At 64.6% G+C, this 22,517-nt stretch carries 22 protein-coding genes; 17 read left to right on the forward strand and 5 right to left on the reverse strand.

What is annotated here, in order from left to right:
• Positions 1–4: 4 nt before the first annotated feature.
• The 9 genes from QA645_RS42415 to QA645_RS42455 all read left to right on the forward strand — a co-directional run bounded on the left by QA645_RS42415 (position 5) and on the right by QA645_RS42455 (position 10,077).
• Positions 5–2,083 (forward strand): ATP-binding protein, encoded by a 2,079-nt coding sequence (locus QA645_RS42415; protein WP_283047076.1) that lies wholly within the window; start codon positions 5–7, stop codon positions 2,081–2,083.
• The gene (locus tag QA645_RS42420) at positions 2,053–3,798 is read left to right on the forward strand and encodes a DUF3369 domain-containing protein (RefSeq protein ID WP_283047078.1); all 1,746 of its coding nucleotides are present in this window, start codon (positions 2,053–2,055) and stop codon (positions 3,796–3,798) included. The genes QA645_RS42415 and QA645_RS42420 overlap by 31 nt, the downstream gene beginning before the upstream one ends.
• Before the next feature lie 25 nt (positions 3,799–3,823).
• Positions 3,824–4,561, forward strand: coding sequence for a response regulator (locus tag QA645_RS42425; RefSeq protein WP_254135010.1), 738 nt, complete (start codon positions 3,824–3,826; stop codon positions 4,559–4,561).
• 329 nt (positions 4,562–4,890) lie between these two features.
• The gene (locus QA645_RS42430) at positions 4,891–5,502 is read left to right on the forward strand and encodes a sigma-70 family RNA polymerase sigma factor (protein ID WP_254135011.1); all 612 of its coding nucleotides are present in this window, start codon (positions 4,891–4,893) and stop codon (positions 5,500–5,502) included.
• A gap of 307 nt (positions 5,503–5,809) precedes the next feature.
• On the forward strand, positions 5,810–6,508 hold the full coding sequence (locus QA645_RS42435) for a cytochrome c biogenesis CcdA family protein (RefSeq protein WP_283047079.1): 699 nt from the start codon (positions 5,810–5,812) through the stop codon (positions 6,506–6,508).
• A gap of 30 nt (positions 6,509–6,538) precedes the next feature.
• A complete protein-coding gene (locus tag QA645_RS42440; RefSeq protein ID WP_283047080.1) occupies positions 6,539–7,105 on the forward strand; it encodes a thioredoxin family protein in 567 nt (188 codons plus the stop codon).
• Between the two features lie 80 nt (positions 7,106–7,185).
• On the forward strand, positions 7,186–8,181 hold the full coding sequence (locus QA645_RS42445; RefSeq protein ID WP_283047082.1) for a hypothetical protein: 996 nt from the start codon (positions 7,186–7,188) through the stop codon (positions 8,179–8,181).
• Between the two features lie 177 nt (positions 8,182–8,358).
• Positions 8,359–8,952, forward strand: a complete 594-nt coding sequence (locus tag QA645_RS42450) for a L,D-transpeptidase (RefSeq protein WP_254135015.1) — start codon at positions 8,359–8,361, stop codon at positions 8,950–8,952.
• An 87-nt stretch (positions 8,953–9,039) separates the two neighbouring features.
• Positions 9,040–10,077, forward strand: a complete 1,038-nt coding sequence (locus QA645_RS42455) for an amino acid ABC transporter substrate-binding protein (RefSeq protein ID WP_254196349.1) — start codon at positions 9,040–9,042, stop codon at positions 10,075–10,077.
• A 186-nt stretch (positions 10,078–10,263) separates the two neighbouring features.
• On the opposite strand, the gene QA645_RS42460 is transcribed toward QA645_RS42455, so the two are convergent.
• Complete coding sequence (locus tag QA645_RS42460) at positions 10,264–11,403, reverse strand: acyl-CoA dehydrogenase family protein (protein ID WP_283047084.1); 1,140 nt, start codon at positions 11,401–11,403, stop codon at positions 10,264–10,266.
• Positions 11,404–11,549: 146 nt separating this feature from the next.
• Positions 11,550–12,749, reverse strand: a complete 1,200-nt coding sequence (locus QA645_RS42465) for an acyl-CoA dehydrogenase family protein (protein WP_283047086.1) — start codon at positions 12,747–12,749, stop codon at positions 11,550–11,552.
• A gap of 132 nt (positions 12,750–12,881) precedes the next feature.
• Between QA645_RS42465 and QA645_RS42470 the strand changes: the two genes are divergently transcribed.
• Positions 12,882–13,427, forward strand: coding sequence for a carboxymuconolactone decarboxylase family protein (locus QA645_RS42470; protein WP_283047088.1), 546 nt, complete (start codon positions 12,882–12,884; stop codon positions 13,425–13,427).
• Between the two features lie 91 nt (positions 13,428–13,518).
• Positions 13,519–14,013: a VOC family protein gene (locus QA645_RS42475; protein WP_254135018.1), complete on the forward strand. Its 495-nt coding sequence runs from the start codon at positions 13,519–13,521 to the stop codon at positions 14,011–14,013.
• 92 nt (positions 14,014–14,105) lie between these two features.
• On the opposite strand, the gene QA645_RS42480 is transcribed toward QA645_RS42475, so the two are convergent.
• Both QA645_RS42480 and QA645_RS42485 read right to left on the reverse strand, forming a co-directional pair.
• Positions 14,106–15,344 (reverse strand): MFS transporter, encoded by a 1,239-nt coding sequence (locus tag QA645_RS42480; RefSeq protein ID WP_283047091.1) that lies wholly within the window; start codon positions 15,342–15,344, stop codon positions 14,106–14,108.
• Between the two features lie 183 nt (positions 15,345–15,527).
• Complete coding sequence (locus QA645_RS42485) at positions 15,528–16,775, reverse strand: MFS transporter (protein ID WP_254135020.1); 1,248 nt, start codon at positions 16,773–16,775, stop codon at positions 15,528–15,530.
• 187 nt (positions 16,776–16,962) lie between these two features.
• Between QA645_RS42485 and QA645_RS42490 the strand changes: the two genes are divergently transcribed.
• Complete coding sequence (locus tag QA645_RS42490) at positions 16,963–19,038, forward strand: prolyl oligopeptidase family serine peptidase (protein WP_283047094.1); 2,076 nt, start codon at positions 16,963–16,965, stop codon at positions 19,036–19,038.
• 169 nt (positions 19,039–19,207) lie between these two features.
• On the opposite strand, the gene QA645_RS42495 is transcribed toward QA645_RS42490, so the two are convergent.
• Positions 19,208–19,882 (reverse strand): DUF938 domain-containing protein, encoded by a 675-nt coding sequence (locus QA645_RS42495; RefSeq protein ID WP_283047096.1) that lies wholly within the window; start codon positions 19,880–19,882, stop codon positions 19,208–19,210.
• 224 nt (positions 19,883–20,106) lie between these two features.
• Here QA645_RS42495 and soxX point away from each other — a divergent pair, with 224 nt between their 5' ends.
• From soxX to QA645_RS42520, 5 genes are read left to right on the forward strand one after another with little or no spacing between them, the layout of a single operon-like run.
• The gene (gene soxX / locus QA645_RS42500; protein WP_283047097.1) at positions 20,107–20,463 is read left to right on the forward strand and encodes a sulfur oxidation c-type cytochrome SoxX; all 357 of its coding nucleotides are present in this window, start codon (positions 20,107–20,109) and stop codon (positions 20,461–20,463) included.
• 32 nt (positions 20,464–20,495) lie between these two features.
• Positions 20,496–20,999: a thiosulfate oxidation carrier protein SoxY gene (gene soxY / locus QA645_RS42505; protein WP_283047099.1), complete on the forward strand. Its 504-nt coding sequence runs from the start codon at positions 20,496–20,498 to the stop codon at positions 20,997–20,999.
• Between the two features lie 19 nt (positions 21,000–21,018).
• Positions 21,019–21,330, forward strand: coding sequence for a thiosulfate oxidation carrier complex protein SoxZ (soxZ, locus tag QA645_RS42510; RefSeq protein ID WP_283047101.1), 312 nt, complete (start codon positions 21,019–21,021; stop codon positions 21,328–21,330).
• Positions 21,330–22,193 carry a sulfur oxidation c-type cytochrome SoxA gene (soxA, locus tag QA645_RS42515; protein WP_283047103.1) on the forward strand — a complete coding sequence of 288 codons (864 nt, stop codon included), beginning with the start codon at positions 21,330–21,332 and terminating at the stop codon, positions 22,191–22,193. The genes soxZ and soxA overlap by 1 nt, the downstream gene beginning before the upstream one ends.
• Entirely contained in the window at positions 22,190–22,495 is a 306-nt protein-coding gene (locus tag QA645_RS42520; RefSeq protein ID WP_254135027.1) for a hypothetical protein, read from the forward strand. Before soxA ends, QA645_RS42520 begins: the two co-directional genes overlap by 4 nt.
• Positions 22,496–22,517: the final 22 nt, after the last annotated feature.

Consider the following 22,517-nt stretch of genomic DNA (forward strand, 5'->3'; position numbering starts at 1 on the left):
CGGATTGGCTGCACTTGGACACAGCGAGCACGTCGACAAGCCGCCCGGCCCGATCGGGCGGGTGCGCGCGCGGCTGGTCGGCCTGCTGCGGGCGGTGCCGATCCGCTGGCGCATCCTGTCGATCGCGGCGCTGAACTCCGCCGTGGTGATCGTGCTGGTGGCGATGATCTGGAACGGCGCGCAGGTCTTGGGCTCGGCCTGGGACGACGTCCGCCAGGTGCGCGAATCCGACCGGATCCTGGCGCTGCTGGAAAGCGAGACCGGGCGGCTGCAGAACCTGATCCACCGCTACATCAACCAGCCGAGCCCGGACCTGTTCGCCGAGATCCTGCTGCTGCGCGAGGCCGTGCTGGGCACGCTGACCGACCGCGCCGCCAAGGACCCGATGCTCGCAGGCTCGGTCGAGGAGCTGGAGCGCACCACCGACCGTTTCCTCAACGGCTTTGGCGAGCTGCGCAGCGTGCAGGCGACCATCGCCAGGACCTATGAGGAGCAGGTGCAGGGCCCGGCCAAGGACATGGCGGGCCTCTATTCCATCATCGAGGGCGCCACCGGCCATCGCGACGCGCTGATCTGGCCCTCGCTCGGCAAGTCGCGCGAGGCCTTCACCGCGATGCTGGTCGCGGCCAATTCCTACTATCTGTCGCTGTCGCCGGGCGCCGCCGACGATGCGCGCCGCAACACCGAGACGATCGAGAAGACCATTCCGGTGATGATCGATCTCGCCGACAACGATTTGCAGCGCATGGCGCTGCAGAAGCTCGAGGCCCGCACCATGGCGCTGCGCGAGGGTTTTGCGAAACTCAGCGAGCAACTGACCAACCGCACCGAATTGCTGCGCAACACCATCGACGCCAGCCAGGCCGAGGCGATCGGCGCCATCGACGATCTCTCGACAAAAATGCGCCGGCGCGAGCAGAAGGCGCAGGAGACGTTTGACCGCACGCTGGCCGACATTTCACGACGGGTGCTGTCGATCGCGGTGATCTTCCTCGGCATCATCCTCTCCGCCGGCGTCTTGATCGCGCTGTCGATCCGGCTGCCACTGCAGCAGATCATGACCGCGATGCGCGCGATCACGCTCGGCGATCTCGGCCGCGAGGTGCAGGGCACCAAGGCCCGCGACGAGGTCGGGGCCATGGCGCGCGCGGTGGAGGTGTTCCGCGAGAATGCGATCGCCAAGCGCGAGACCGAGGACGAGCTGCGGGCATCCAAGGAAAAGGCCGAGAGCGCGCTGCTCGAGCTCAACACCGCGCAGCAGAATCTGATCGACGCCGAGCGGCTCGCAGCGCTCGGCGGACTCGTCGCCGGCGTCGCGCATGAGGTCAACAACCCCATCGGCATCAGCCTGACCGTGGCCTCGAGTTTTGCGCGGCGCAGCGAAATTTTCGAGGCCCAGCTCAGGGGCGACGGCGGCCTGCGCCGCTCGCAGCTCGAGGAATTCGTGCAGGCCTCGCGCGACGCCTCGCAGCAGCTGGTCGCCAACCTCACCCGCGCCGGCGAGCTGATCCAGTCGTTCAAGCAGGTCGCGGTCGACCGTTCCCATGCCGAGCGCCGGCAGTTCTCATTGAGCGAAGCAACCGACCAGATCATCGCGAGCCTGCGCCCGGTGCTGAAGCGCGCGCCGATCACGCTCAAGGTCGACGTGCCCGAGGGGCTGCTGCTGGATGGCTATCCCGGCTCCTATGGCCAGATCCTGACCAACCTGTTCCTCAACGCCGCCAACCATGCCTTCGCCGACGGGCGCGCCGGCACCATCACGATCTCGGCGCGGCCGCGCGGCGCCGACGACATCGAGATCATCTTCGCCGATGACGGGGCCGGCATGACCCCCGACGTGCAGCGCCAGGCCTTTGACCCATTCTTTACCACCCGGCGCAATGAAGGTGGCACGGGACTCGGGCTTCATATCGTCTATAACCTCGTCACCCAGCAGCTCGGCGGGCGGATGATGCTGGAATCCAAGCTGGGACAAGGTACTACTTTTCGGATTATCATGCCGCGGATCGCCAAGGGCGGCGCGCAAAGCACAGAAAGTGACGGGACTTCGCAATGGCCGAACAGGACGATGTCCTCCACCTGATCGACGACACCGGTACCGCGTCGGAGGATATGGACGCCCGGAAATGGAAAATCGCCGTCATCGACGACGATCCGGCCGTGCATGATGGCACCCGCTTCGCGCTGTCCGACTACTCCCTCAACGGCCAGGGCCTGGAGATCCTCTCCGCGCATTCCGCGGCGGAAGGTCGCAAGCTGATGGCGGCGCACAACGACATCGCCGCGGTGCTGCTCGACGTCATCATGGAGACCGACGTCGCCGGCCTCGAGCTGGTCGAATACATCCGCAACGTGCTCAAGAACGAGACCGTGCGTATCATCCTGCGCACGGGCCAGCCGGGCCAGGCGCCGGAGCGGCGCGTGATCGTGCAGTACGACATCAACGACTACAAGGCCAAGACCGAGCTCACCGCCGACAAGCTGTTCACCTCGCTGACCGCGGCGCTGCGCTCCTACCAGCAGCTCGAGCGCATGGTGCAGACCCGGCGCGGGCTCGAGATCATCATCGATGCCGCCTCCACGCTGTACGACTTCAAGTCGATGCAGCGGCTCGCCGAGGGCGTGCTGACCCAGCTCGCCTCGCTGCTCAATGTCGACTGCGCCGGTATACTGGTCCTGCGCGACAATGGCGGCGTCGATCCCGAGCTCTCGGTGCTCGCGGGCAGCGGCTGCTACAGCCGCTTCATCGGCACGACCTCGTCGAAGGCGCTCGACCCCGATCTGCGCGAGATGGTCGAGGCCGCCTTCCAGCGCCGCAAGAACGAATTCGCCGACCATCGCAGCGTGATCTACCTGCGCACCGGAAGTGGCCGCGAGGTCGTGGTGCTGCTGCAGTCCGAGCGCGATCTGTCCGAGACCGACCGCTCGCTGGTCGAGATCTTCTCCTCCAGGCTCTCGATCGCGTTCGACAACGTCATCCTCTACCAGCAGCTCCAGGACGCCAACACCCAGCTGGAAGACCGCGTCGCCCAGCGCACCCGCGCGCTGATGCAGGCCAACCGGCGGCTCTCGGCGCAATGGCTGCGGCTGCAGCGCGCCAACGGCTTCAAGAACGAGATTCTGGGTACCGTCGCGCACGATCTGAAGAACCCGCTCGGCGTCATCCTCGGCCGTACCGAGATGCTGAAGGAGCTGATCTCGACCGGCGCCTCGTCGAACGGCGTGGTCGCCCAGGTCGATCACATCCGCGACGCCACCAAGCGCCTGACCACGATGGTCGACCACCTGATCTCGGACGCCATGGCGGATGCCTTCGACATCACCATCCGTCGCGAGCCGGTCGACGTCGCGGCGCTGGTGAAGGAGGTCGCCGAGGCCAACCAGCCGCTCGCCGTCAACAAGCAGCAGGCCATCCACGTCACCGCGCCGGCCAATATCGTCACCATGTGCGACACCGACCGCATCCGCGAGGCGATCGACAACCTCATCAGCAACGCCATCAAATACTCGCCAATCGCCGGCAAGATCACCGTGGCGGTCACCCATGAGGGCAACGACACCATCATCCGCGTCAGCGACGAGGGCGCCGGCCTGTCGCCGGAGGATCTCGGCCGCCTGTTCGGCCGGTTCCAGCGGCTATCCGCAAAACCGACGGCAGGTGAGAGCTCGACGGGGCTTGGGTTGTCCATCGTCAAGCGTATTATCGACATGCATGGCGGCGACGTAACCGCCGACAGCGACGGCCCGGGCAAGGGCTCCACTTTCACCATCACCCTGCCCGCGACCGAACTATCGTAACCTTGAGTGCCGAGATCTCTGTGACATGACACAAAGCCAGCACATCATGATCGTCGACGACGAGGCCCCGGCCCGGGAGATGGTCGGCGATTACCTCAAGATGCACGGCTTCACCGTGACGCTGTGCGACGGCGGCAAGTCCTTGCGCACCGCGATCGACGGCAGCATGCCCGACCTCGTCGTGCTCGACCTCAACATGCCCGAGGAAGACGGCCTCTCGATCATCCGCGACCTCAAGAGCCGCATCAACGTGCCCGTCATCATGCTCACGGCAACCGCGAGCCCGATCGACCGCGTGGTCGGCCTCGAGCTCGGCGCCGACGATTACGTCGCAAAACCCTGCGAGCTGCGCGAGCTGATGGCGCGCATCCGCTCGGTGCTACGGCGGAGCACGCCGGTGAAAGCCGCGGCGGCTGACGCTACGCCCGCGAAATCGGACAAGGATCAGCTTGTTCGGTTCGGGACGAAGTGGCTCGACCTTGAAGCCCAGGCGCTGCGCGACGACGAAGGCAACGAGCATCCTTTGACCGCGTCGGAATTCGGACTGCTGAAAGTGTTTGCGGCCAATCCGAAGCGCGTGCTGTCGCGCGAGCGGCTGCTCGAACTGGCCAATGCGCGCGACGCCGAAGCCTTCGACCGCGCGGTCGATCTCCGCATCATGCGCATCCGCCGCAAGATCGAGCCCGACCCGACCAAGCCCGCCGTGATTCGCACCATCCGCGGTGGCGGTTATCTGTTCTCGCCCGCAGGCGAGAAGGCGTAAGGGCGGCGCCCCCTGCGGGACCGCCGTCCCGGCGATCCGCACGCCCCCGGGGACGACGCCATTGTGCGTGGTGCGCCGCGAACGCAAGACCCCCCAAATACGTTCCCACCCGTTCGGCCTAGTCCGAATCCACACTCCCGTATTTTCCGTACATTGAAATTCCACGCTTTTTTGGTCCGAATGTTTCGTCGCGCCTGGTCCGACGAAACAATTTGGCAGCGCACGAAACCATTTTCCCCTTTTCGTGCAGACGTCCCGAAACGTTGGCTCATTAACACTTTGATCCAAGGAAACGCCGCTCGGTTGCGGCGCACCGGGGAGCTAAGTCAATGCCGAACGTCATCGCCATCAACGCCCAAGCCAGCCAGAGCATCATTGCCGCTCAGGCGACCTCGGACGATATGCTCCTTGAGAGCATTGCCGACGGCAACCGGACCTCCATGCACATCCTCTATTGCCGTCATAACGTGCGGGTTTACCGCTTCATCCTGCGCATCGTGCGGGACGCGACCACGGCGGAAGACCTGGTCAGCCAGGTGTTCCTGGACGTGTGGCGGACCGCCGGACAGTTCCAGGGCCGCTCGCAGGTCTCGACCTGGCTGCTCTCGATCGCCCGCTTCAAGGCGCTCACCGCGATGCGCCAGCGCCGGTTCGAGGATATCGATCAGGAGGACGTGCGGCAGATCCCGGACGGTAATGACACGCCCGAGACCTCGCTCGACCGCAGCGACACCAGCGCCATCCTTCGCGCCTGCGTGCAGAAACTGTCACCCGCGCATCGCGAGATCATCACCCTCGTCTACTACCATGAGAAGTCGGTGGAGGAGGTCGGGCAGATCATCGGCATCCCCCAGAGCACGGTGAAGACCCGGATGTTCTACGCCCGCAAGCAGCTCGCCGATCTGCTTAAGAATTGCGGCGTCGACCGGTTCGCCGCCTAAGGCAAAGGATTTCAATGGGATAGGACCGGATTATCGGCCCTGTCCCGGGACACGAAAGCGTTACCGCCGACGAAACAAATGAAACAAACCACAACATCCGGCGGAAAAACTTCGTCCCTATAAAGATCACATACGGTTTCGTTAAACCTCCCAAGACCTCCAACGACCCGGACGGGATGCCCCCCTCCGGGTCGTTTTTATTTGGGGCGGGGCAATCGGCAGCGCCCCCGTCACGAGCGCGTGACGCCGCGTAACGATCCCCGTCTCCATCCCGAACTGCCCTCGTGACCTCAATCACGAGTGCCCCATGCTCGAACTCCTCTTCGCTGTCCTCGCCGGCATCCTCACCATTGCGGCGCCCTGCACGCTGCCGATGTTGCCGATCCTGCTCGGCGCCTCGATCGGGCGCACGTCGCAACTGCGGCCCGCGATGATCGCGCTCGGCTTCGTCGTTTCCTTCTCTGCGGTGGCGCTGCTGCTCGGCGCGCTGACGCGGTTGTTCGATTTCGATCCGAATGTGCTGCGCGAGGCGGCGTCGATTCTGCTGCTCGGCTTCGGCCTGTTGATGCTGTGGCCGGCGCCCTTCGAATGGCTGTCGATCCGGCTCAATGGCTGGCTCAATCTCGGCAGTGCGGCCGGCATGCAGCGCGAAAGCGCGCTCGGCGGTCTCGTGCTCGGGACCACGCTGGGCCTGGTCTGGACACCCTGCGCCGGCCCCGTGCTCGGCTCGATCCTGACGCTGGTCGCGACCTCCAGGAATCTGGCCTGGGCGGGCACGCTGCTGGTCGCCTACGCGATTGGTGCTGCGATCCCGATGCTCGCGATCGCCTATGGCGGACAGGCCGCGACCACGCGTGTGCGCAGCCTCGCGCGCATCTCGCCGCGTCTGCAGCAGGGCTTTGGCGTCGTCGTGATCGCCTTCGCGCTCGCCGCCTACTTCCAATACGACACGCTGATCGTGGCGTGGCTCACCGGCTTCTATCCCACCGGCCAGATCGGCCTGTGATCGTTTCACCTCTCAACGGAGAACACATCCATGACCTTCAAACTGCTCGCCGTCTCCGCCGCGCTGATCGGCTTCGCCGTCACCGGCGCCGTCATCCCCGGCATCTGCGACGAAGCCACGCCCGCAGCGCCGGTGAAGGTCGCGGCCGCGCGCCAGGCGGTGACCGCGCCCGACTTCGCCGGCATCAGCAACTGGTTCAACTCGAAGCCGCTCAACATCGCCGACCTCCGCGGCAAGGTCGTGCTGGTCGACTTCTGGACCTATGGCTGCGTCAACTGCGTCAACACGCTGCCGCACGTCACCGACCTCTATGCAAAATACAAGGACAAGGGCCTCGTCGTGGTCGGCGTGCACACGCCGGAATTCCCGTTCGAGCGTTCGGCTTCGAACGTGCAGGCCGCACTGAAGCGTCATGGCATCACCTATCCGGTGGCGCAGGATAATGATTCCAAGACCTGGAACGCCTACAGCAACCAGTATTGGCCGGCGCAATACATCATCGACCAGAACGGCAAGATCGTGTTCCAGCACGAAGGCGAAGGCCGCTATGACGAGATCGACCGCACCGTGGCCAGGCTGCTGAACGCCGAGAGTTGATGCCGCAGGCGGCGGTGTGCTGCTTGACTCCACGGACCCGTCCGTGGAGTTTCGCGCGCCAACGCAAATCAGCCGCCGCAATGAACGACGCGACCACCAGCAACGACATCCGCCTTCGCGAAGGCTCCTCGATCGCGCAGCGGCTGGTCGTGGCCGGGTCTGCGGCGGCTGTTGCGCTGTGTTTCACGCCGGGACTGTTCACGCACGACGTCCTCGAAATCATCATTTCCGTGGTCGCGCTGCTGGCGGGCGCCGCGTTCGTCGGCGTCGTCATGCTGGCGCCGGCGGTGGTGTGGATCATCACGCCGGCTGAAATCCTGATCGGGAAGCAGCGTCCATTCGGGAAGCTCCAGACACGGATCGTCGCGAAAGACGACATCACGGGACTTCAGGTTCCCGGCAGCAAAACTGCGAAAGCCCGCTTCCAGCTCGCCTTCACGCTTGCTTCGGGCGAGCGCCTGACCTCCCCGCCCCTCTCCGACGTCACGCATGTGCGTGACACCGTGGCGCGGATCGCGGCGCAATTCGACGTTCCCGACGTCGAGGCCCCCGTTAATCCACTCGACGCCAGCAATCCCGAGATGCGTCTTGGCGACCCCGTCGAGCCGTTTTCCCAAAGAGACATCCGGATCGCGGCCTTGATCGCCGTCGCCCTGAGCGTCGCACCCTATGCCTACAGGCTCTGGCGTGGCCTGCAGCCCCAATGGATCGACTACACGCTGCTGCCGCTTGGCGTCCTCGCCGCGTTCGGCGTCTACCGATTCGCCAATCTCGTCACCGGCGCCTTCTGGGTGATCCGCGAAGGCGACATCCGCGTCGAACGGCTCTGGGGCAACGGCCAGCCGCGCGAGGACACGATCGAAGGGCCCAACGTCAAGGCGATCACGGTCGACCGTCGCGGCCGGTCCGAGGATGAGCATTGCATCCTGACGATCCGGCTGCGCTCGGGGCGACGGTTTCGCAGCCCCCGCATCGGCTCGCGCAACGAGGCCCGTGCCGTGGGCGCGGAGATCGTCCGGCGGCTCGGGATCGAGGCGGCGGCCAATCAAATCCAGGACGCCTCAACCCGTGGGTGAGACAGCAGACGCGGCTTTTCGCGCCAATCCACCCTGTTCCTGGGTGTTGATTCCCGTCAAAAAACCAAAGCATTCTCGTGACATACCAGTCAGGCGCGCCTTTAACTTGCCACGAAGCTGCCCCTGAGTTCAGATGGTTCGTAACGATTTGCGCTGTGGCAGCGGGGAGAGCTTGAAATGACGGATGTTCGTCGCCTGACCGGGGCGCTTGTGGCTGCGATCGGCCTGATCCTGTCCGCACCGCACGCCTTCGCCCAGCAGCCGGACCGCGGCGACGAGCCCGGACTGATTGCCGACGACAGCTATCAGCTCGATCCGGAATGGCAGAAGCAGGTCGTGTACTACCGCACCACCGAGCCGCCCGGCACCATCATCATCTCGACCACCGAGCGCCACCTTTATCTGGTGCAGCCCGGCGGGCGCGCGATCCGCTACGGCATCGGCGTCGGCCGCGACGGTTTTCAGTGGCAGGGGCTGGTGAACATCACCAACAAGAAGGAATGGCCGGACTGGACGCCGCCGCCGGAAATGATCCAGCGCCAGCCGTATCTGCCGCGCTTCATGGCCGGCGGCCCCGGCAACCCGCTCGGCGCCCGCGCCATGTATCTCGGCACCACGGTCTACCGCATCCACGGCACCAACCGTCCCGACACGATCGGCACCAAGGTGTCCTCGGGCTGCTTCCGCCTCGTCAACAATGACGTCGCCGATCTCTACGATCGCGTCCCTGTTGGCACCAAGGTGGTCATCCGGCAGAAGCCCGAGCTCTAAGTCCATCGTTCGAGCACGATCCCCTTGGATCGTGCTTCCCGCCTTCGCCAGAATTCCATTTCCCGATTTTTTCGAGAGAGCAACATGATGCGCACATTTCGAGGCGGCCTGCTGATCGGGCTCGCGGTCGCCGTGCTGGTCGGCGCCTTGGCCGTCGTCTACGAATTCTACGACACCCGCACGCTGAAGCGCACGGTACGCCGCGGCGAAGTGCTGTGCGGCGTCAACAAGGGCCTGCCGGGCTTCTCGATCCCCGACGACAAGGGCAACTGGACCGGCTTTGACGTCGACTTCTGCCGCGCGGTCGCCGCGGCGATCTTCGACGACCCGAGCAAGGCGCGCTTCGTGCCGCTCGACGCCAGCGAGCGCTTCAAGGAACTGCAGAGCCGCAAGGTCGACATCCTCTCGCGCAACTCGACCTGGAGCATGTCGCGTGAGCTCGACTACGATCTCTACTTCCCGGCGGTGGCCTATTACGACGGCGAAGGTTTCATGGTGCCGCGCTCGCGCAACAAGGAGACCTCGCTCGATCTCGCCGACAGCAAGGTCTGCGTGCAGGCCGGCACCACCACGCTGCTCAACCTCGCCGACTACTTCAAAGCCAACAACATGAAGTACGAGCTGGTGAAGTTCGACAAGCTCGAAGACGTGGTGAAGGCCTACGACACCGGCAAGTGCGACACGCTCACCGCCGACGTCTCGCAGCTCTATGCGCTGCGGCTGAACATGTCGAAGCCCGGCGATCACATGATCCTGCCGGACATGATCTCCAAGGAGCCGCTCGCCCCCGTCGTGCGCCAGCGCGACGACGACTGGATGATGATCGTGAAGTGGACGCTCTACGCGATGATCAACGCCGAAGAGCTCGGCATCACCTCGGAGAACATCGACGACGCGCTGAAGTCGAAGAAGCCGGAAGTGATGCGGCTGGTCGGCACCGAAGGCAATTACGGCGAGCAGCTCGGCCTGACCAAGGACTGGGCCGTGCGCATCATCCGCCGCGTCGGCAATTACGGCGAGATGTACGAGCGCAATATCGGCGAGAAATCGCAGCTGAAGATCCCGCGCGGCATGAACCAGCTGTGGAACGCCGGTGGCGTGCAGTACGCGCCGCCGATGAGGTAGGACGGTCTGGTGTCGTCCCGGCGAAAGCCGGGACCCATACCGCGTGATCTATCGATAAGCGCAGGTGACAGTACCGCGGGGAGGCTGCTTAACTCCGAGCCTTCGCCAAACTACTCCCTGGGGTTATGGGTCCCGGCGTTCGCCGGGACGACACCTGTATTTGGGCGCCGCAGTGCCCCTTCCCCCTCAATACCCCCGCGCGCGCGCCAGCTGCTCGGTGTGGTAGTTCGCATCGCCGAACAATTCCTCGCACACGCGTGCGCGCTTCATGAAGAAGCCGATGTCGAACTGGTCGGTCATGCCCATGCCGCCATGCATCTGCACGCCTTCCTGCACCGCGCGGGTGGCGGTGGTGCCGGCGCGGGCCTTGGCGACGGCAACGGCTGAGGCGGCCTTGGCGACATCTGCGTCCAGCGCCTGCAGCGCCTTCATGGTGGCGGCGCGGGTGATCTCGATGTCGACATAGAGCTCGGCGGCGCGGTGCTGCAGGGCCTGGAATTCGCCGATCAGCTTGCCGAACTGCTTGCGGTTCTTCAGGTACTCGACGGTGCGGTTGAACACCTCGTCGCTCAAGCCCACCATTTCGGCGGCGACCGCGCCGCGGCCGATATCGAGCACGCCGTCGAGCAGAGCCGCCCCCTGATCGACCTCGCCGAGCACGCTGTCGGCGTTGACCTCGACATTGGCCAACTCAATCCGCGCCGCGTTGTGCGCGTCGACCATGATGGTGCGCTCGATCGCAACGCCCTTGGCTTTGGGATTGACCAGGAAAAGCGTCAGGCCGTCGCGCTCACCGGCCGCGCCGGCGGTACGTGCAGCAACGATGAAGAGATCCGCGACATGACCATCAACCACCAGCGCCTTGGCGCCGGACAATTTAAAACCGTTGCCGGCGCGCACGGCCTGCAGATTCGTCTGCAGCGGGCGGTGCTTTGCGCCCTCGTCGATCGCAAGCGTCGCGAGCAGCGAGCCGTTGGAGATCTTCGGCAGATACTCCGACTTCTGCGCGGCATTGCCGCCGCGGTTCAGCGCCGAGGCCGCGACCACGCTGGTGGCGAGGAACGGTGACGGCATCAGAGTGCGGCCGATCTCCTCCATAACGACACCGGCCTCCATAAAGCCGAGGCCGCTGCCGCCGAACTCTTCCGGCACCAGCAGGCCGGCAAAGCCCATCTCGGCGAAGGAGTGCCACAGCTCCTTGGAGAAGCCGGTGGGATCCTTGCTATCGCGCAAGCCGCGCAGGTGCGACACCGGCGCCTTGTCGCTGATCAGCCCGCGCGCGCTGTCGCGGAGCATTGATTGTTCTTCGGTGAGGACGAGGGCCATGACGGGCTCCAACAAAGTTCTGTTCGATTGAATACGGTGGTGACCCTCATGGTGAGGAGGCGCGTTAGCGCCGTCTCGAACCATGAAGGCCGTGGCCATCCTTCGAGACGCGGCCTTGCGGCCGCTCCTCAGGATGAGGACTTTCCCTAGGCCCCCGGCAGATCCAGGATGCGCTTGGCGACGATGCCGAGCATGACCTCGGACGTGCCGCCCTCGATCGAATTGGCCTTGGTGCGCAGCCAGGCGCGCGGACGGGCGCCTTGCCGCGAGCGCTCGCTCTCCCATTCCAGCGCATCGACGCCGCCGGCCGACATCAGGATCTCGTAGCGGCGCTTGTTGAGCTCGGTGCCATAATATTTCATCGCCGACGAGAAAGCCGGATGCGCCTGGCCGGCCTTGGCGAGATCGACCGCGCGTTCGGCGCAGGCGGCAAGGGCCGCTTCATCGACGTCGAACGTCGCGATCCGGCCGCGCAGCATGGAATCATCGAGCTTGCCTTGCGCATCGGAGCCGACGGAATCCGCGGCGATCTGGCCGAGCGGACGGCCGACGCCGCGCTCGCCCATGCCCGAGATCATCGCGCGCTCGTGCTGGAGCAGATATTTGGCAACGTCCCAACCGCGGTTGACGGTGCCGACCACATGCGATTTCGGCACGCGGACGCCGTCGAAGAAGGTTTCGCAAAACGGCGAATAGCCGGAGATCAGGAGGATCGGCTTCGTCGTCACGCCCTTCGAGGTCATGTCGAACAGGATGAAGCTGATGCCATCGTGTTTCTTCGCAGCCGAATCGGTGCGGACCAGGCAGAAGATCCAGTCGGCGTAGTTGGCGTAGGACGTCCAGATCTTCGATCCGGTGATGACGAAATCATCGCCATCGCTCTCGGCGCGGGTCTGCAGCGAGGCAAGATCGGAGCCGGCGTTCGGCTCGGAATAGCCCTGGCACCAGCGGATCAGGCCCGCCGCGATCTTCGGCAGGTGCTCTTTCTTCTGCGCCTCGTTGCCATACTTGAGCAGCGCAGGCCCTAGCATCCAGATGCCGAAGCTCGACAGCGGCTGGCGCGCGCCGATTCTTCCCATCTCGGAACGGAGCACCTTGTGCTCGGCAGCACTGAGACCACCGCCGCCATACTCCTTCGGCCAGTCCGGCACGGTCCAGCCCTTGTCGCGCATGCGCTCGAACCAGATGCGCTGCGGCTCGGACGCGAACTTTGCGTTGCGTCCGCCCCAGAACACGTCGGTGTCAGCCGTCGCGGGCTTGCGCATCTCCGGCGGGCAGTTCGCTTCCAGCCAGGCGCGCGTCTCGCTGCGGAATTGTTCGAGATCAGCCGTCTCAGATTCGCTCATGGTCGTTTCCATCAATCACAACTTGTTGGCGGCGACTCTGGGCCATCGCACTGCGGAATTCAACCACTTCCATTGAGCGCATCGGCTATAGTCGCAACCGCGACGGTGCTTGAAAACAAAGAGGAAACGCGAATGCGCCTGAAACTTCTTTCGCCTGGCGAAATGAACGAGAGCCAGCGGCAGACCTATGACGAGTCGATTGCCGGCAAACGCGGCAAACCGCCGGCGCCGATGATGGCCTGGCTCAACAGCCCCGACATGGCCCGTCACGCCACGCGGCTCGGCGAAGTCCTGCGCTACGACACGATCTTCCCGGCAAAGCTTTCGGAGATCGCGATCCTGGTGACGGCGCGGCACTGGACCGCGCATTACGAATGGTATGCGCATAAGCGCCTCGCGATCGCCGGCGGCATGAACCCCAGGATCATCGACGCGATCCGGGATCGCCGCACCCCCGAGTTCGACGACCCCAAGGGCAAGATGATCTACGATCTCGCGAAATCGCTGCATGAGGGCCACGGCGTCGAGAAGGGGCTCTATGATGAGGCCGTTGCGCTGCTGAGCGAGCGCGGCGTCGTCGAGGTGATCGGTCTCTGCGGCTATTACACGATGGTGTCGATGACGCTGAACACGTTCGAGTTCGGGCTGCCGGAGGGCGAGGTACCGGAGCTGTCCTAGGTTTCACGTATGGAAACGCTGCGTTTCGGGATCGGCCAGTAGCGCTGTCCCGAAGCCCGGCATAAGTGGGGTTCAGTCACGGAGCAGCCACATGTCGCAATCATCACCTGTCGCCGCCGGCACCAGGATCGGCCACGTCCATCTCAAGGTCGCCGATCTCGATCGCGCGCTCGGCTTCTACTGCGGCGTGCTCGGCTTCGAGCTGATGCAGCGCATGGGATCAGGCGCGGCCTTCATCTCGGCGGGCGGCTACCATCACCACATCGGGCTCAACACCTGGGAGAGCAAGGGCGGCTCGCCGCCGCCGCCGGGCACGACCGGACTGTTTCACACCGCGATCCTCTATCCGACGCGGCCGGCGCTGGCGGACGCGCTGCACCGGGTGCTGACGGCCGGCATTGCGCTGGACGGCGCCAGCGACCACGGCGTGAGCGAGGCGCTTTACTTGCGCGACCCCGATGAAAACGGCGTGGAGCTGTATTGGGACAAGCCGCGAGAGCAATGGCCGTTCGGGCCGGACGGGAAGCTCGCGATGTTTACCAAGCGGCTCGACGTTGAGGGATTGCTGAAGCAGCGAGAGGCGTAGGTCTCGTAGGGTGGGCAAAGCGAAGCGTGCCCACGCACTCCTGCTGACTCATCGAGAAATCGTGGGCACGGCGCGGTGCGCCTTTGCCCACCCTACGAGAGTTTTGATCTTGGCTTGCCCCGCACCATGATCAACGCGGCCGCGGCCACCTCCAGCGCGATACAGAGATAGAACGGCAGCGCGTAGCCGCCGGACCAATCGCGCAGAAAGCCGACCACGCCAGGACCGAACGCATACGTCACCTGGTTGATCGCGGTGTTGAGGCTGATCAGCACGCCGAACGAGGCGCTGTCGAACTCCTGCTGCACGATCAGCGACGGCAGCGTGATGAGATTGCCGACGGAGAAGCCGAACACCGCGCAGGCCGCGATCAGCACGTAATCATTGTGCAGATTGATCACGACGCACAGTGCCGCGGCCTGGCTCAGGAACGACAGCGCCGAGGCGAGGCGCTGGTTGAGGCGGTCGATCACCATCGAGAACAGCACGCGGCCGATCACCGCCATCGCGGTGAGCACCGCAACGGCTACGGCGGCACGCTCGCGCCCGATCACGGGATCGAGGAACGAGATCAGGTGCACGATGAAGCCGACCTGCGCGAACAGCACCAGCGCGAACGCAATCGTCACGGTGAGGAAGCCGACATCGCGTAGCGCGCGCGAGCGGATCTCCGCCGAGGATTGCGGCTTTGCCGTCGCCGCCCCATGCCAGCCATGGAGATCGGGCGGCCGGCCGACGACCAGCAGGATCACCGGCACGAGCAGCACCAGCATGGCGCCGGAGGTGGCAAACATCGCGCTGGCGAAACCGATATGGCTGATCATCATCACCAGCAGCGGCACCCCGACGATACCGCCGAAACTGGCGCCGTTCAGGGCCAGGCTGATCGCCATGCCGCGCTTCTGGTCGAACCAGAGACTGATGGTGTTGGTGATCATGGCGAGGCTGGTGCCGGCCCAGCCGAAGGCGAGCACCGCATCCGCCAAATAAAGCTGCCAGGGCTCGCGCACCGCGCCGATCGCGACGCCGGCTGCCGCCATCGCCAGCGTTCCGGCGATGAGACAGATGCGCGGGCCATATTTCCGGACGGCTTCGCCGACGAAGACGACCAGCAGCGCGCCAAAAAGATAGAAGAACGTCGTGCCGGATGAGATCAGCGACGCCGGCCAGCCCCGCGCGCGCTGCAGCTCGGCGACATAGACGCTCTGGCCGTAGAAGCCGAGCCCCCAGCCGAAGGTCGCAAGCAGGAAGCAGACGGCGACGATGCGCCAGCCTTCGTAGCGGAGGGAGGATTCGTCGATCGGCGTGGCGTGGTGGGGATTGTCGAGCATTTGCGCTTCTCCTTCGTATCCCCCGCGTTGTGATTTTCTGTCCATGACGACCATCATGTATCGATGCGCGAGCAGAAAATCACTTCGATCGGGATCGAAGTATCAACGTTGCTGACATCCTCCCGCCACTCTGTTGCGCATGATCTTGTCGGAAAACCGCTGCACACTTTTCCGGATCATGCGTCAGATCGCGTCCGGGAACTCGCCCATAGCCGCATCCAGCTGCGCTTTGCGGCGGCGGGCCCACGACGCCAGCGAGAGCACGGCGAGACCGAGCACGACCGGCGGGAACACCACCATGTTCACCGCGGACCAGCCGTAATTCGCAAGCAATTGCCCGGAGGAGAACGAGCCGATCGCCATCATCCCGAACACCAGGAAATCGTTGAAGGCCTGCACCTTGTTGCGCTCCTGCGGACGGTGCGTCTCCAGCACCAAAGCGGAGGCGCCGATGAAGGAGAAATTCCAGCCCACGCCGAGCACGATCAAGGTCGCCCAGAAGTGCATCGCGGTGATGCCGGAAAGGCCGATGCCGGCGGCGCCGGCTTCCAGCAGCAGGCCGCAAGCGACGATCTTCGGCGCGCCGAAGCGGGCGATCAGCGCGCCGGTGAAGAAGCTCGGGCCATACATGGCAACGATGTGCCATTGAATGCCGAAATTGGAATCGGAGAGACTCAAGCCGCACATCTTCATGGCGAGCGGCGCCGAGGTCATCACCAGGTTCATCATGGGGTAGGAGATGACGCCGCACAAAGCTGCCGCGATGAAGCGCGGCTGCGTCACGATGGTGAGCAGCGGACGTCCGCCATGCAGATCGGCCGGTGCCGGCTTCGGCATGTCGACACCGGCGACGATGCCCATCGCAACAAGCGCGACGGCCGCCTGCACCAGGAAGCTGAACGCGAACAGATACGGCGACCAGATGTCCATGGTCCATTGCACGAGCTGCGGACCGAGCACGCCGGCGAACACGCCGCCCGCCATCACCCACGACACCGCCTTGGGGCGGTAGGCCGCACTGGCGCCGTCGGCCGCGGCGAAGCGATAGGATTGCGCGACCGAGCCGTAGAGGCCGCCGAGGAAGGTCGCGAGGCAAAACAGCGCGAACGAGGCGTGCAAGATCGCGAACGAGCCGATCAGACCGGTGAGCGTGCCGAGACCGGTGCCGATCACAAAAGCCCAGCGGCGGCCGAAGCGGCGCGAGATCGCGCCGGTCGGCAGCGTGCCGGCCGCAAGGCCTACGACGTACATCGAGAGCGGCACGGTCGCGAGCGACATGTCGGGGGCGAGCGTGGCGCCGACGATCGAGCCGGTGGCGAAGATCACGGCCGAATTGGCGCCGGTCAGCGCCTGGGCTGCGGCGAGGCGCACCACGTTGCCGCGCACGCGCGCGTCGTCGGCGATCTCATTGGCTGCAGTCACGTCAATCATCGGCATTTCCGCCCAAAAGGCTTGGTGATTCCCGGCACTATGGAGGGGCCGAAAGAGCCGGGCAACCGGCGCAAACGGGCGCAGGCCATGCCTCTGACGCAATCGGGCCGATGATACCCGGCCCACGCTCTTGACGGCTTGCGCTCGATCAAATCCTATCCGCCGCCGGTCTCAGGGAGTTTCGTTCATGTCCGTCGATGACAGGCCTACGCTCAGCGCTCCCGACGACGATCCCTGGCTCTGGCTGGAGGAGGTCGAGGGCACCCGCGCGCTCGATTTCGTCGAGCGGCAGAACCGCCTGACGCTGGACCAGTTCGGCGGCGCGGCGTTCGAGCGCGACCGCGATATCCTGGCCGCAATCTATGACCGATCCGACAACATCCCCTATGTCGGCCGCAGCGACGGCCTGCTCTACAACCTCTGGAAGGACGCAACGAACCCGCGCGGCCTGTGGCGGCGAACCACCATGGCGGAGTTTCGCAAGCCCGAGACGTCCTGGGAGACGCTGCTCGATATCGACAAACTCGCGGCAGGCGAAGGCGAAGACTGGCTGCTGAACTGGTCGAGCTCGCTTCCCGGCGATGCGCCGCAGACGATCCTCAGCCTATCGCGCGGCGGCAGCGATGCCGTCACCATGCGCGAGTTCGACCTCAACACGAAGAGCTTCGTTGCCGGTGGCTTCATGCTGCCGGAAGCCAAGGGCAGCGTCGACTGGGTCGATGCCGACACGGTGCTGTTGTCGAGCGCCTATGGCGGCGCGGACATGGCAACGACCTCCGGCTATGCGCGGACGGTGCGGTTGTGGCGGCGCGGCGAGCCGGTCGAAAATGCGCGAGTGGTATTCGAGACCACGCCGGATCGCATGAGCACCTCCTGCGACGTCGACCGGACCGGCGAGACACCGCGGTTCTGGTTCATCGACCGACTCGACTTCTTCAATTTCGACCTCTGGCTCGGCACCGAGACCGGCGCGACCGTCAAGCTCGACCTTCCCTCCGACATCTGGCTGCAGGCTCACCGTGACTGGTTCGCCATCAAGCTGCGCTCGGCCTGGAGCGTCGGCGGTGCCACCTACGCCGCAGACAGCGTGCTCGGTATCTCGCTCTCGGCCTTTCTCGCCGGCGATCGCAATTTCGCTATCCTGTTCGAGCCAGGCGCACGCCGCGCGCTGCAAGGATTTTCCTGGGCCGACGGCAAGCTGCTGCTCTCGATTCTCGACGAATTGCGGCCGGTGTTCGAGATCTGCACGCCGTCCGCCTCAGCCTGGAGCCGCGAGATGCTGCGCGGCCTCCCCGACATCGGTGTCGTCGATGTCTGGCGCTTCGATCATCATGAGTCCGAGAGCAATGGCGACCTCCTGGCCAATGTGCAGGACCCGCTGACGCCGCCGTCGCTGATGCTGATCGAGCGCGGCGTCGAAAGCCCGACGGTCCTGAGGCAAGCGCCGAAGACGTTCAACGCCGACGGCCTCGTGGTGACGCAGCACGAGGCCATCTCGGTCGACGGCGAGCGCATTCCCTATGTGCAGACTGGCCCGGCGGGCGAGACCGGCGATGCGCCGGTCTACATGACGGCCTATGGCGGTTTCGGCGTCACGATTCGCCCGGAATACAATTCGTCGCTCGGCAAGCTGTGGCTGGAGCGCGGCGGCACCACGGTGCAGGCCAATCTGCGCGGCGGCGGCGAGTTCGGCACGCGCTGGCACGATGCCGGCCGCTACGCCGGCAAGAAGCTGTCGCATGATGATTTCGCGGCCGTTGCCGCCGATCTCGTGCGACGCGGCGTGACGCAGCCGAAACGAATCGCCGCGCAGGGCGGATCGAACGGCGGCATCCTCATCACCAACATGCTGGTGCGATACCCCGAGCGTTTCGGCGCGCTGTTCTGTACCATCCCGCTGATCGACATGCGCCGCTACACAAAGCTGCTCGCGGGCGCGAGCTGGATCGCGGAATATGGCGACCCCGACAAGCCGGAAGAATGGGAGTGGCTGAAGACCTACTCGGCCTATCACAATGCAAAGCCCGGTCAGTCCTATCCGCCGATCCTGATCGCGACGACGCGACGCGACGACCGCGTTCATCCGGGCCATGCACGCAAGATGGCGGCCAAGCTGCAGGCGATGGGCTACGAGGCCTGGTTCTACGAGCCGGCCGCCGGCGGCCACGGCTACGGCAAGGACAACAAGGAGCGCGCCGGCTTCCAGGTGCTCGGCTTTCAGTTTCTGAAGGAGAAGATCGGGTGGCGGGACGGACAGGTGTGAGGGCCGCCTGCGCGCTAGCTCAAGGAGCTCGCGGCCATCCTTCGAGACGCCGCTCCGCGGCTCCTCAGGATGAGGTCTCGGTTCGCGGCGAGATACGCAACCCTCATGGTGAGGAGCGCCGCTTTGCGGCGCGTCTCGAACCATGCAGGCCGACCAGCCGCCAAGCGCCCTAGCCGCGCGCAAACACCAGCGTCAGATTGTTCGCGGGCATCTCGATCGTGTCGATGAGACGAAGCCCCGCAGCCTTCGCCAGCGTCTCGACATCGCCGACGTCGCGCACGCCCCATTCGGGGTTGCCTTCGCGCAAGGAGGTGTCGAACACGGCGTTGCTGAGTGCGGTGTGCTTGCCGTCGCGCTTGAACGGGCCGTAGAGGAACAGCCGGCCATCGGACCGCAAATAACGGCCCGCGCCGGCGAACAGGCCCTCGGCCACGGTCCAGGGCGCGATGTGGATGACATTGGCGCAGAACACGGCCGCGAGATTGTTCGGCCCCTGCCCGCTCTTCAACTCCGGGCACCAGTCGGGATCGACAAGATCGATCCGCAACGGCGAGCGGACGTTCGACAGGCCCGAATGCACGCGCCAGGCCTCGATGCTCTTCACATGGCGCTGATTGAGGTCGCTGGGCCACCAGACGAGCTCAGGCGTATGGCGGGCAAAATGGACCACGTGCTGGCCGGTTCCACTGCCGACCTCGACCACATCGCCCGATCGTCCGGCGAGATGCTTTTCGAGCGCCGCCCAGAGCGGCTCGTGATTGCGATGGAAGGCCGGCGCATCGAGACGGCCGTCGGATTCGACCCTCCCGCCGTCCCTGCCAAATTCAACGACATATTCAGCCAATTGATGTCCCCGGAAAATGAGAAAGCACACGAAAACGCAACAAGGGCCAAACGCCCCAGCCAGGCGCCGGTTAATGCCGGCTTGATGAACGATTTATCTCTTCAGTTGCAATGCGGAAGATATTAACGGCATTTTGCGCCCTGCATAGTCTTGATTGTCACGGCATGCCCTTTGTGCTTTTGAAACAGTATCTTTTGCAGACATATAAGCCTCGGAACGACGCCGTGACCGCCTTTCCTCGCAAGCCCGCCCTGCTCCTCGCGCTGATCGTCCTCACGGGCCTCGCCGCGCGCCCGGCGTGGACACAGTCGGCCATCGCCGAGGGCCAAAAGCTCGCCTTCGACCGCGGCAAGGGCAATTGCCTGACCTGCCACGTCATCAAGGGCGGCGATCTGCCGGGCACGATCGGGCCGGAGCTGAAGGACATCAAGGCAAAATACCCCGACCGCAACGAGCTGGTCGCGATCCTGTTCGACGAGACCAAGCGCAATCCGCAGACGATGATGCCGCCGTTCGGCCGCAACCGGCTTTTGACCGATCAGGAGATCGACGCGATCGTTGATTTCCTGCAGACGCTTTAAGGGCAGGCCCAGAAACCCAGATGAGATTTCAGATGACCAAGAGATTTGAGATCAACACGAACACCGATCCTCATCCGACACGGCGCCTGATCCTTCAGGGCGCGGCTTGCGTCGCCCTGATCGGCCTCGGCAATCTGCCGTTCGCGCCCGCGCGCGCCGCGGCCAACGACAAATATCCGGAAGAGGCGTTCAAGCTGAAGAACGAGGCCGACGCGATCAAGGCGCTCTATGGCAGGACCGCCGAGCCCTCCGACAAGGTCAAGCTCGATGCGCCCGAGATCGCCGAGAATGGCGGCGTGGTGCCGATCTCGGTGACGACGACGCTCGACAAGGTCACGTCGATCTCGTTCTTCGTCGCCGAAAACCCGAGCGCGCTGGCCGCGTCCTACAAATTTCCCGACGGCACGATCCCCGCTGTCGCCAATCGCCTGAAGATGGCCAAGACCAGCAACGTGACCGCGATCGTGGAAGCCGACGGCAAGCTCTACAGCGCGACCAAGGAAGTGAAGGTCACCGTCGGCGGCTGCGGCGGCTGAGGCGCGAAGGAGAACAATCATGGCATCCAGCATTCGCGTACGCGCAACGTCCACCGGCGACATCACCGAGGTGCAGACGCTGATCCAGCACCCGATGGATACCGGCCTGGTGAAGGACGCCAAGGGCGAGTTGATCCCTGCGCATTACATCCAGGAACTGAAGTTCACATGTAACGGCAAGGACGTCTTCGTCGCCGATTGGGGCACCGCGATTTCCAAGGACCCCTACGTCAAGTTCAGCTTCAAGGGCGCCAAGAAGGGCGATGACCTGAAGATCTCCTGGACCGACAACAAGGGTGGGTCCGACCAGATCACTGCGAAGATCGCGTGATGAAGGCCCGCACCGCCCTCCTGCTTGGCACGTTGAGCGCCGCGCTGGTCGCGTTCGCACTCGCCTCTCCGCGCGTGGTTGCCGCCGACAAGGTCGATCCCGTCGCTGACGCCAAGGCGTTCCAGAACTTCTTCTTCCAGAAGTTTCCGAACGTGAAGCACGAGGATTTCGTCAACGGTCCTTATTCCATGAACGAGGACATGAAGCGGCAATGGCAGGAGAAGGAGGAGTTTCCACCCTACGAGTTCGCGCTCGACGCCGGCAGGGAGATGTTTGCGACGCCGTTCAAGAACGGCAGGACCTACGGCGACTGCTTCCCGAACCGCGGCATCGGCATTCGCCAGAACTATCCTTACTTCGACACCAAGGAGGGCAAGGTCGTCACGCTGGAGCTCGCGCTCAACCGCTGCCGCGAGGCCAATGGCGAGGCACCCTACTCCTACGTCAAGGACGAGATGGCCTCGCTGACCGCTTATATGGCGGTCACGTCGCGTGGCCAGCTGATGGACATCAAGATCCCCGATGATCCGCGCGCACTGGAAGCGTTCGAGAACGGCAAGCGCTATTTCTACACCCGCCGCGGCCAGTTGAACTTCTCCTGCGCGAGCTGCCATGTGCAAAGCCCGGGCGAGCGCATCCGCGCCGAGATCCTGGCGCCGGCGCTCGGTATCCTGAACGCAATGCCGATCTACCGCTCCGAATGGAGCGGCATGGGCACCACCAGCCGCCGCTTCATCACCTGCAACAGCCAGACCCGCGCGGTTCCGCTGGAGCCGCAGGCCGATGAATATCGCGACGTCGAATATTTCCTCTCCTACGTCGCGAACGGCCTGCCGATTTCAGGACCGGGAGCGCGGCCATGAAGCGGTCACTTCCCCTCGCCATGTTGCTGGCCCTGAGCTTCGCGCCGATGGCGCGCGCGGCAGACGAGGCAGACTACAAGGCGGCCTATGCTGCCGCGGAGGCTGCGTCCAAGGAGGCAGCCGGCATGCGCAACCAGTGGACCACGACCGTCTCGACGCTGGCGGCCGCCAAGAAGGCGGGCGACGGCGGCGATTTCGACCGCGCCGTGGCCGCAGCAAAAGAGGCTGAAGCGCTGGCGAAAGCATCCGTCTTCCAGGCGACCTCTGAAAAAGAGGCCTGGAAGGCGATGGAAATCCGCTAGACTTGATGACACCGGAACCGTC

The organism is Bradyrhizobium sp. CIAT3101, assembly GCF_029714945.1.
Lineage (GTDB): Bacteria > Pseudomonadota > Alphaproteobacteria > Rhizobiales > Xanthobacteraceae > Bradyrhizobium.